This window comes from Microbacterium bandirmense, assembly GCF_037204185.1.
Lineage (GTDB): Bacteria > Actinomycetota > Actinomycetes > Actinomycetales > Microbacteriaceae > Microbacterium > Microbacterium bandirmense.
This window is the reverse complement of the sequence record NZ_JBBDGM010000008.1, coordinates 126,788-136,730: the sequence shown is the minus strand read 5'-3', so window position 1 is coordinate 136,730 and position 9,943 is coordinate 126,788. Positions and strand designations below refer to the sequence as shown.

9 protein-coding genes are annotated in these 9,943 nt (G+C 69.2%); 4 read left to right on the top strand and 5 right to left on the bottom strand.

Translation table 11 applies throughout. The features are described 5' to 3' along the window. The first annotated feature begins 96 nt into the window (after window positions 1-96). Window positions 97-753: a ribosome hibernation-promoting factor, HPF/YfiA family gene (gene hpf, locus WDU99_RS11340; RefSeq protein ID WP_337332575.1), complete on the top strand. Its 657-nt coding sequence runs from the start codon at window positions 97-99 to the stop codon at window positions 751-753. A 94-nt stretch (window positions 754-847) separates the two neighbouring features. Here the strand turns inward: hpf and WDU99_RS11335 are convergent, their stop codons facing one another. Both WDU99_RS11335 and WDU99_RS11330 read right to left on the bottom strand, forming a co-directional pair. After that, entirely contained in the window at window positions 848-2,176 is a 1,329-nt protein-coding gene (locus tag WDU99_RS11335; protein ID WP_337332574.1) for a coiled-coil domain-containing protein, read from the bottom strand. 73 nt (window positions 2,177-2,249) lie between these two features. Further along, the gene (locus tag WDU99_RS11330) at window positions 2,250-2,864 is read right to left on the bottom strand and encodes a PadR family transcriptional regulator (protein WP_337332573.1); all 615 of its coding nucleotides are present in this window, start codon (window positions 2,862-2,864) and stop codon (window positions 2,250-2,252) included. A 211-nt stretch (window positions 2,865-3,075) separates the two neighbouring features. Here WDU99_RS11330 and secA point away from each other — a divergent pair, with 211 nt between their 5' ends. Then, complete coding sequence (gene secA, locus WDU99_RS11325; RefSeq protein WP_337332572.1) at window positions 3,076-5,844, top strand: preprotein translocase subunit SecA; 2,769 nt, start codon at window positions 3,076-3,078, stop codon at window positions 5,842-5,844. Between the two features lie 52 nt (window positions 5,845-5,896). Beyond that, window positions 5,897-7,120, top strand: coding sequence for a pyridoxal phosphate-dependent aminotransferase (locus WDU99_RS11320; protein ID WP_337332571.1), 1,224 nt, complete (start codon window positions 5,897-5,899; stop codon window positions 7,118-7,120). Here the strand turns inward: WDU99_RS11320 and WDU99_RS11315 are convergent. Next, window positions 7,068-8,276: a CpaE/TadZ family protein gene (locus WDU99_RS11315; RefSeq protein WP_337332570.1), complete on the bottom strand. Its 1,209-nt coding sequence runs from the start codon at window positions 8,274-8,276 to the stop codon at window positions 7,068-7,070. The genes WDU99_RS11320 and WDU99_RS11315 overlap by 53 nt on opposite strands. Next, window positions 8,273-8,887, bottom strand: coding sequence for an SAF domain-containing protein (locus WDU99_RS11310; RefSeq protein ID WP_337332569.1), 615 nt, complete (start codon window positions 8,885-8,887; stop codon window positions 8,273-8,275). Before WDU99_RS11310 ends, WDU99_RS11315 begins: the two co-directional genes overlap by 4 nt. A gap of 98 nt (window positions 8,888-8,985) precedes the next feature. Here WDU99_RS11310 and WDU99_RS11305 point away from each other — a divergent pair, with 98 nt between their 5' ends. After that, the gene (locus WDU99_RS11305) at window positions 8,986-9,264 is read left to right on the top strand and encodes a helix-turn-helix domain-containing protein (protein WP_337332568.1); all 279 of its coding nucleotides are present in this window, start codon (window positions 8,986-8,988) and stop codon (window positions 9,262-9,264) included. Window positions 9,265-9,301: 37 nt separating this feature from the next. On the opposite strand, the gene WDU99_RS11300 is transcribed toward WDU99_RS11305, so the two are convergent. After that, the gene (locus tag WDU99_RS11300; protein WP_337332567.1) at window positions 9,302-9,898 is read right to left on the bottom strand and encodes a hypothetical protein; all 597 of its coding nucleotides are present in this window, start codon (window positions 9,896-9,898) and stop codon (window positions 9,302-9,304) included. Between the last annotated feature and the right edge of the window lie 45 nt (window positions 9,899-9,943).

Here is a 9,943-nt window from a genome sequence, read left to right as displayed (position 1 = left end):
GGGTAGTGACATCGGTCGTCTCGGCGACTACGGTAGGGGGACACAAGGCGACCACGGTCCGCCCTTGGCCGGGAGGACCGGGACAAGGAGACAGTGATGGAAACGAGCATCGTCGGCGTCGGAGTGAGCATCTCCGACCGGTTCCGCACGGTTGTCGAGGAGAAGACAGCACGTATCCAGTCGCTCGCCCCGCGAGCGATGCGGCTCGAGATCAAGGTCACCCACCGCGCGTACCGCAACGGACGGCGACCCGACGAGACGGTCGAGCTCACGCTGCTCGGCAAGGGCCCCGTGATCCGCGCCGAGGCGATCGACCCCGACAAGTTCGCCGCCTTCGACATGGCGCTCGACAAGCTCGCCGAACAGCTGCGCCGCGCCAAGGAGAAGCGCATCGACGGGCGCAACCAGAACCGCGGACCGCACTTCGAGAAGGGCAGCGGTTCGCTCGCCGGGATCGATGTGCAGCCGGCATCCGCCGACGTGCTTCAGGCCGTCGCGACCGGAGCGATTCCCGTGCAGCAGGATGAAGAGGAGGAGTACTCGCCGGTCGTCATCCGCACCAAGAACTTCGACGCCGAGTGGATGACGGTCGAGGAGGCCGTCGATCGCATGGAGCTGGTCGGCCACGACTTCTTCCTGTTCGTCGACGCCCGCACCGACCACCCCAGCGTCGTCTACCGCCGCAAGGGCTGGGACTACGGCGTGATCGCGCTCACGACCGCCGCGCCGCCCGCCGAGGTGCTCGCGTCCTGAACTGACGAGAGAGGCGTCCTCCCCCAGCGGGGAGGACGCCTCCTGTCATGCGAGCCCGGTTCCTGAGCGAGCGCAGCGAGACGAAGGACGCCCCTCAGTCGAAGATGCCGTCGAGGATGCTGCCGATCACGAGACCGCCGAGCACACCGCTCACGATGTCGCCCCCGCTGCCTCCGCGGCGCCCGCCGGGGCCCCAGCCCTGTCCACCGCCACCCCAGCCCTGGTCCTGCGGACGGGAGGAGTCGATGTCGCGCTGGGCGAGCTGCAGTGCCTCGGATGCCAGCTGAGCCACTCGACGGGCTGCGGACAGCGCCTTCTCGCGGGTGTCCTCGGCCGGCAGCATCGCCGGCACGTCGACGCGCAGTCGCTCGGCCTCGGCGAGACGAGTGCGCGCATCGGCGCCGATCCAGCCGCGATGACCGGCGATCAGCCCGCGGGCGACGCCGAGCTGACGATCGGCGTCGTCGAGCGCGTGCTGCACCTGGTCGAGCGAGGGGAGCGGATGCTGGGCGCGGTAATGCGCCTTGTCGATGGCGGCGTCGAGTGCGGCGTTCGCGGTGCGCAGACGGCTGAGCTCGGCGAAGGGGTCGTTGGGCTGTCCGGCCGGGGTGAGCGACTGCAGCGCGGTCTCGAGCTCGGCGGTGGCGGTGACGACCGCGGGAACCTGCGGTGCGCTGCGAGCGGTGACGATGTCACCGCGGGAATCGGCCACTACGTCCGCGAGGGTGGACTCGGCGCGGAGCGCCTCGATCTCGAAGTCCTCGACGGCGTCGAGGATCGCACCGGCGCGGCGCACCGCCTCGGTCGCCGTCTCGAGTGCGAGGTTGGCCTCCTCGTTCTGGCCGGCGGCGCGACGTCGCTCCGAGACGTCGGCGCCGTGGGTGGCGAAGGCGATGAGCTGCTCGGACTCGTCGCCGGCCGAGGCGATCCGGCGCATGGCCGAATCCGCGTACCGCGATGACAGCCGCTCGACGGTGGTGCGGGCCTGCGGAACGCGGCCGCTCAGCGCCTCGGCATCCCGGCGCACCTGTGCGACGACCTCGGGGGCGCGGCGCACCTTGGCGACCATCTCGGCGAGGTCGCCGGTCTTCTCATCGAGCAGGCCCTCGGCCCACTCGCACAGCTGCACGATGCGCGCGTTGCGGGTGCGCAGCTCTTCATCGGTGTCGGGGATCTCGTCGTGGTTCAGCTGGTGCAGCTGGAACGCCTCCCGCAGGTGCGTGCGCACCGAGTCGAGCGCGGCGCGCAGGTCGGCCGTCGCGGACTCGCCCAGCTCGGCGTGCGCGAACGCGAGTTCGTCGGACGTGGTGCGGATGCGCTCGTCAGCAGCCACCAGCGACTGCTGCGCGTGGCGCGCCAGATCCGCATCCTGCGCCTGCTGCGCTTCCTGCTCGCGTTTGCGTCTGCCCCAGAAACCGGCCATGTCCTCGATCCTAGAGCCGCATGCTCGGGCTCCGCTGTGCGCGCGATGCGCCTGCGGCGAACAGCGAGCCTGCTCAGGCCGGTGTCTTCACCGGGCGTCCCGGTGTCTTCATGGGGCGGCCGCGCTTGGGTCGCTCGGTCGACAGCGCGAGTTCCCGTGCCGGCTGCGGATGTGCGCTCAGCCGGTGCTCGACGTGATCGAGCCAGCGCACCTCGGCCTCAGCGCCGAAGATCATCGAATCCAGCACCAGCGACCAGGCGAGCTCCTCCGGGCCGTCGGGGTCGGATCCGGCGTACTTCGCGCGGTTCAGGTCCTGCAATTGCGCCAGTGAGGCCGTGCGTTGAGCGTGGATGACCCCTGTGACGTCCACGCCGGGCAGGGTCGCCGCCACGGCGAGCTTGATCGCCAGCTCGTCGCGGGTGCCGGAGCCGCGCTGAACGGGCGCGACCAGCCACGCCGCGACCTCCGCCCTGCCGGCAGCCGTGATCTCGTAGTACACGTGACCCAGCTCGTCGACATCGCCCTTCTCGACGAGACCGTCGCGCTCGAGGCGTTCGAGTGTGTTGTAGATCTGACCGACGTTCAGCGGCCACGTCGAGCCGGTGCGCCGGTCGAACTCGGCGCGCAGCTGGTAGCCGTAGCACGGTCCCTGGTCGAGGATGGCGAGCAGGCTCTGGCGGACGGACAAGGGCGCTCCGATCGTTTCCCGGTATTGCATTTCTAGGTATATGCGTACTCGAATTCAACGCACTCCGCAATGATCGGGTCGGCGCGTCCGTTCGCGCTCAGCGTGTGTGCAACCGGCCGGTGCACAGCATCTGCCGCACACCGGCCGGTAGCATGGCACGGTATGTCCGACGTGGAACGATCGCCGGGCCGAATACCCAAGGGAGACATCCGTGGCGAATCCTCTCGAGAAGCTGCTGCGTGCCGGTGAAGGTCGCGTCCTCCGGCACCTGAAGCAGATCGCGAAGGCCGTGAACGCGCTGGAGGCCGACTTCGAGAAGCTCACCGATGACGAGCTGCGCGGTGAGACCGCCGAGCTGCGTGCGCGCTTCGAGAAGGGCGAGACCCTCGACCAGCTCATGCCCGAGGCCTTCGCCGCCGTGCGCGAGGCGGCCCGACGCACCCTCGGCATGCGCGCCTACGACGTGCAGCTCATGGGTGGTGCGGCCCTTCATCTCGGCAACATCGCCGAGATGAAGACCGGTGAGGGCAAGACTCTCGTGGCGGCGTTCCCCTCGTACCTGAACGCGATCGCCGGCAAGGGCGTGCACATCATCACGGTGAACGACTTCCTCGCCTCGTACCAGTCCGAGCTGATGGGGCGCATCCACCGCGCCCTCGGCATGACCACGGGCACCATCGTGTCGGGCCAGACCCCTGAGGTGCGCCGCCAGCAGTACGCCGCCGACATCACGTACGGCACGAACAACGAGTTCGGCTTCGACTACCTGCGCGACAACATGGCCTGGCGCCAGGAGGACCTCGTCCAGCGCGAGCACTTCTTCGCCATCGTCGACGAGGTCGACTCGATCCTCATCGACGAGGCCCGTACCCCGCTGATCATCTCGGGCCCGTCGTCGGGCGAGGCCAACCGCTGGTTCACCGAGTTCGCGAAGATCGCCCGCACACTCGAGCCCGGCGAGGACTACGAGGTCGACGAGAAGAAGCGCACCGTGGGTGTGCTCGAGCCCGGCATCGAGAAGGTCGAGGACTACCTCGGCATCGACAACCTCTACGAGTCGGCCAACACCCCGCTGATCTCGTTCCTGAACAACTCCATCAAGGCGATCGCGCTGTTCAAGAAGGACACCGACTACGTCGTGATGAACGACGAGGTCATGATCGTCGATGAGCACACCGGTCGCATCCTGGTCGGGCGACGCTACAACGAGGGCATCCACCAGGCCATCGAGGCCAAGGAGGGCGTGCCGGTCAAGGCCGAGAACCAGACCCTCGCGACGGTGACGCTGCAGAACTACTTCCGCCTGTACGAGAAGCTCGCGGGCATGACCGGCACCGCCGAGACCGAGGCCGCCGAGTTCATGTCGACCTACAAGCTCGGCGTGGTGCCGATCCCGACCAACCGGCCGATGATCCGCAAGGACCAGCCTGACCTCGTGTACAAGAACGAGCAGGCCAAGTTCGCCCAGGTCGTCGAGGACATCGCCGAGCGCCACGCCACCGGACAGCCGGTGCTGGTCGGAACCGTCAGCGTCGAGAAGAGCGAGTACCTGTCACGGCTGCTGGCCAAGAAGGGCGTGAAGCACGAGGTGCTCAACGCCAAGAACCACGCACGCGAGGCCGAGATCGTCGCACTCGCAGGCAAGCTCGGTGCCGTCACCGTCGCCACGAACATGGCTGGTCGAGGCACCGACATCATGCTCGGCGGCAACGCCGAGTTCCTCGCCGTGCAGGAGCTGAAGTCGAAGGGTCTCGACCCCGAGGAGACGCCCGAGGAGTACGAGGCCGCGTGGGATGAGACCTACGAGGCGATGAAGACGAAGGTCGCCGAGGACGGCGAGAAGGTCGCCGAGGCCGGCGGGCTGTACGTGCTCGGCACCGAGCGGCACGAGTCGCGTCGCATCGACAACCAGCTGCGCGGACGTTCCGGACGTCAGGGCGACCCGGGCGAGAGCCGCTTCTACCTGAGTCTCACCGACGACCTGATGCGGCTGTTCCAGTCCGGGGCGGCCGAGGCGATCCTGTCGCGCACGAACTTCCCCGACGACATCCCGATCGAGTCCGGCATGGTCAGTCGTGCCATCCGCAGCGCGCAGTCGCAGGTCGAGGCGCGCAACGCCGAGATGCGCAAGAACGTGCTGAAGTACGACGACGTCCTCAACCGCCAGCGCGAGGCCATCTACACCGACCGTCGGCAGATCCTGCACGGTGACGACATCGCCGACCGCGTGCATCATTTCATCGAGGACGCGATCGGGGGCGTGGTCGACGACCACACCACCGAGGGCCACGCCGAGAGCTGGGACTTCGACGCACTGTGGACCGAGTTGAAGACGCTGTACCCGATGAACGTCACCATCGACGAGGTCGTCTCCGAGGCCGGTGACCGCAAGGGCGGTATCACGGCGGAGGCACTCAAGCGCGAGCTGCTGTCGGATGCGCTGGTCGCGTACGAGAAGCGCGAGGAGACGCTGGGCGAGGCCGCGACGCGCGAACTCGAGCGCCGGGTGGTGCTGCAGGTTCTCGACCGTCGCTGGCGGGATCACCTCTATGAGATGGACTACCTCAAGGACGGCATCGGGCTGCGCGCCATGGCGCAGCGCGACCCGCTGATCGAGTACCAGCGCGAGGGCTACGCGATGTTCCAGTCGATGATGGGGCAGATCAAGGAGGAGTCGGTCGGCTACCTCTACAACCTCGAGGTCGAGGTGCGCCGTGCCGGCGATGACCAGACCAAGGTCGAGGCCAAGGGACTCGTCGATGCTCAACCCGAGCAGAAGCTGGAGTACTCGGCGCCGAACGACTCGGGTGACGTCGAGGTGCGCAACGAGCGCGGACAGGTGCAGCAGGCGACCGCCGCACGCCAGCGCAAGGCCGGCGGCGAGCCGCGCGGTGCGTTCGGACAGGCGGCGGATGCTGCGCCGGAGGCACCGGCGGCGAACCGCCAGCAGCGTCGCGCCCAGCAGCGGAAGAAGGGCTGATCGGGCATCCGCCGTGAACCGGGGCGCGCGTGCGCCCCGGTATCCTGGGCGAATGACCCGCCGCACACTGGACCAGTCGTCCAAGCTCAAGAACGTTCTCTACGAGATCCGGGGCAAGGCACTGGTCGAGGCGGCGCGCCTGGAGTCCGAGGGACACCAGATCCTCAAGCTGAACACGGGCAACCCGGCCGTCTTCGGCTTCGAAGCGCCGCACCAGATCGTCCGCGACATGCTGGCGGCGCTGCCGAACGCGCACGGGTACAGCGACAGCAAGGGCATCATCTCGGCACGACGCGCCGTCGTCAGCCGCTATGAGCAGATCGAGGACTTCCCGCGCTTCGACCCTGATGATGTCTACCTCGGCAACGGGGTCTCCGAGCTGATCACCATGGTGATGCAGGCACTTCTCGATGAGGGCGACGAGGTGCTGATCCCGGCCCCCGACTACCCCCTGTGGACGGCCATGACCTCGCTGGCCGGCGGAACCCCGGTGCACTACGTGTGCGACGAGGAGAACGGCTGGCAGCCCGATCTCGATGACATCCGCGCCAGGATCACGCCGCAGACCAAGGCCATCGTCATCATCAACCCGAACAACCCCACCGGAGCGGTCTACTCGCGGGAGGTGCTCGAGGGAATCGTGCAGATCGCGCGCGAGAACCAGCTGCTGCTGCTCTCGGACGAGATCTACGACCGCATCCTCTTCGACGGTGTCGACCACATCCCCACCGCGACACTCGCCCCCGACCTGCTCTGCCTCACCTTCAACGGCCTCTCCAAGACCTATCGTGTCGCCGGGTTCCGATCCGGCTGGCTCGTCATCACCGGGCCCAAGACGCACGCCAAGGGGTTCCTGGAGGGCATCACGCTGCTCGCCTCGACCCGTCTGTGTCCCAACGTGCCCGCACAGCACGCCGTGCAGGCGGCACTGGGCGGCGTGCAGTCCATCGACGCGCTGATCAGCCCGACCGGACGCCTGCACGAGCAGCGGGACATCGCCTGGCAGGGCCTCGAGTCCATCCCCGGCGTCAGCTGCGTCAAGCCGGAGGGCGCGCTGTACGCGTTCCCGAAGCTCGACCCGAACGTTCACGAGATCCGCGACGACGAGAAGCTCGTCTACGATCTGCTGGTGTCCGAGAAGATCCTGCTGGTGCAGGGGACCGGATTCAACTGGGCGACCCCCGATCACCTGCGCGTGGTGACTCTGCCCGAGGCTCGCGTGCTCAGCGAGGCCGTCGAGCGGCTGGGGAACTTCCTGTCGAGCTACCGGCAGTGACCGGCTCGCGTGCGCCGAGGCTCGATGCCACCCGGCGCACGGCGGCGACGAGCTGAGAGCGCGGCGCGACGTCGGCGATCGCGCGGGCGTGCAGCGCCGCGGCATCCGCTGCCCGCAGGTCGTACGGCACGAATGCGACGTCATCGATGCCCGCGAACCGGTCGAGGGTGCGCCGCACCTGCCCGCGCGCATCGATGCCCAGCGGTCCTGGACGCACGCGGTTGGCGACGACGGTGACCGGCGTGGTGCCGATCAGGTGCCGCAGCTCGGCGTGGCCGCGCAGGAACCTGCTGACGCCCAGGGGATCGGCCGAGAGCACGGCGACCACCTCGTCGGCGTCCAACAGGGCGGCGGCCGTGGCCGCATGCCGGGCGGGAGCGGCGGGATCGAGCGGATCGTCGTCCTCGTCGAACGCCGCCGCGACATCGACGACGGTCTCATCGACCCAGTCGCGGCACACGCTCAGGGTCGCGCGCAGCCGACCGGCCGCGAGCTCGGGCCAGCGGCTCGGTCGGTTCAGTCCGCTCAACACGTCGATCGTGCCACCGGAGGTCTCCACGGGCGCTGCCAGGCGTGACAGCTCGGCGGCATCGAGGCTGCCGAGCTCGGCGCGTCGGCACGCGGCGGCAAGTCCCGGCGATTCGTCGCCGAGGCCCAGCTGCAGTGACACGGACGGGCCCACACTGTCGGCGTCGACGAGTGCCGTCCTCCTGCCGGTGCGCGCGAGCTCCACCGCGAGCTGGATGGCGAGGGTCGTGCGCCCGGGTGCGCCGTCCGGACCCCAGACGGCGATCACCCGCGACGCGCGCCGTGGCTCGGGGTCGTCCGGTGCCGACGGGGTGCCCGTCAGCGCGGCGACGATGCGCCACGCCGGGGTGTCGTACGCCAGCGGAGCCGGGAGCCCGAAGCGGGATGCCAGGCGCGAATCGGCCGGGCCGATCGGCACGAGCCGCACCCCGGCGCGGTCGCACGCGGCGACGAGGTCGGGGGTCAGCAGCGATCGGGACGGCGGGAGCAGCAGCGCGTCGTGGCCGGCGAGCGGAGTGTCGGCGAGTGCCCGGGGGTCGACCGCGTGCACGTCGACGCCCTCCAACTCGAGATCGGATGCCAGCATCCGCGCTTCATCGCCCTCGGTGACGATGATGACCGACGTCATGACCCCGCCCCGGCCGGCACGAGCGAGATCGCATCGCCGCCGGTGATCGCGGCGAGCACATCGGCCACGTCACCGCGGTCGATGGCGACCTCGACGTCGGTGCGGCTCTGGGCCAGCATCCCGTCTGCCTCGGCGACGGTGACCACGACCGCGTCGCCGACCAGGATGCGCGGATCGTCGAACGCGCGACCGTCCTTCTGCGCAGGTGCGTGCCACACCTCGACGACCGTACCCGGCGTCATGCCCGCGGGCGTCGCGGTGCTGCTCACCACGACCGTGGTGGTGCGGGCCTCGTCGGCTGTGCCGATCGCCGAATGCGGCACCAGCTCGCCCTCGGCGAGCGTGCGCGTCGCGATCGAGCCGGGCTCGAGGTCGTGCGGCGCCAGATACGCGTCGGCCAGGGGGCCGAGTGACACATCCACGACCTGCAGGTCTGCCGAGCCGATCGTCTCACCGGGGGTGACCGTGCGGGTGGTCTGCAGCAGCGGCATCGTCTGACGTGACGATGACACGAGCAGCCAGACGCCCGCGACGGAGGCGACGACGAGGATGATGCCGATCACGAAGCGGATGTCGCCGAAGACCGGCCTGCGGGCACGAGTGCGCATCATGCAGCCATCGTCACAGATTTCGGCGGTGCGCCGGAAAAGTTATCCACAGGGCGATGTTCACCTCGCCCTGCGGGCCCCGTCTCGGGGAGAATGAGACCATGCCCGAAGCATCCGAGACTGCACCTCGCTTCCTCGCGCCCGCGCAGGTGGCCGAGCTGCTGAGCATCGAGGTCGATGAGGTCATCGCCCTCGTGCACGAGGGGCGGCTGCGCGGTTCACAGCTGGGCTCTCCGCCCCGGTGGCGCGTGGAGGAGGCCAGCATCGCGGAGTATCTGGCAGCGCAGTCCGAGGAGGCGCGGCGGATGGCGCTGTGGCGCCAGGCGAACGAGGCGAGCTTCCCCGAGGTCTGGGGCACCACGCCGATGCGCCGCGACTGAGGTCCAGCGGACCCCGTGCGGCGTGCGGAGCCTGGGCTCACGACAGCGGGTCTGAAGCGCTCTCGAGACGCACCCAGACCAGTGCATCGAAGGGGATGCTGCGGAATCCCCGCACCGTCCGCGTGCGCCGCGGCTCAGTGGCATCGTGCAGGGCGAGGTCGAGGTGATCGGCGCCGGCACGGTCGATCGACCCCTGCAGCGGGTCACCCGATCGCCGGCCGATGGTGACCGGAGTGCGCCGCCTGGCGACGTCGCGCAGCACGAAGCCGAACGACATCCGCTCGCGCAGGCCCGGCTGTTCGTCCGACGCCGTCAGACTCGACAGCATCACGCCGTGATCGACGCCCACCGACGACAGTGCGGAGATCGGCACGATGCGCAGACGCGGATCGCCGCCCCCGCTCACGCCGACCCAGTCCGCACCGATCACGCGCAGGCGGGCGTCCCAGCGTTCACCGGAGTGCAGCTCGAGCTGCACGCGGCTGTCGGCGTGCGCCATCGCGCGCAGACGGTCGTGCAGGGTGAGCTTCGAGATCCTCAGGCGCTCCGACTCGGCATCCAGCGCGGCGCGCTCGGATTCCCACTCGGCGGCGAGCTGACCCTCGAGGTCGTCGAAGAGGTTGTCCCATTCCACGGGATCGACAGTAGAGCACAGCCGCGATGCGCCGTCGAGTTATCC

Excerpts from the sequence above, each read along its gene's own strand:
- WDU99_RS11310 (WP_337332569.1), bottom strand. The coding sequence starts at position 8,887 with ATGATGCGCACTCGTGCCCGCAGGCCGGTCTTCGGCGACATCCGCTTC.
- WDU99_RS11320 (WP_337332571.1), top strand. The coding sequence starts at position 5,897 with ATGACCCGCCGCACACTGGACCAGTCGTCCAAGCTCAAGAACGTTCTC.
- WDU99_RS11305 (WP_337332568.1), top strand. The coding sequence starts at position 8,986 with ATGCCCGAAGCATCCGAGACTGCACCTCGCTTCCTCGCGCCCGCGCAG.
- WDU99_RS11335 (WP_337332574.1), bottom strand. The coding sequence starts at position 2,176 with ATGGCCGGTTTCTGGGGCAGACGCAAACGCGAGCAGGAAGCGCAGCAG.
- hpf (WP_337332575.1), top strand. The coding sequence starts at position 97 with ATGGAAACGAGCATCGTCGGCGTCGGAGTGAGCATCTCCGACCGGTTC.
- WDU99_RS11315 (WP_337332570.1), bottom strand. The coding sequence starts at position 8,276 with ATGACGTCGGTCATCATCGTCACCGAGGGCGATGAAGCGCGGATGCTG.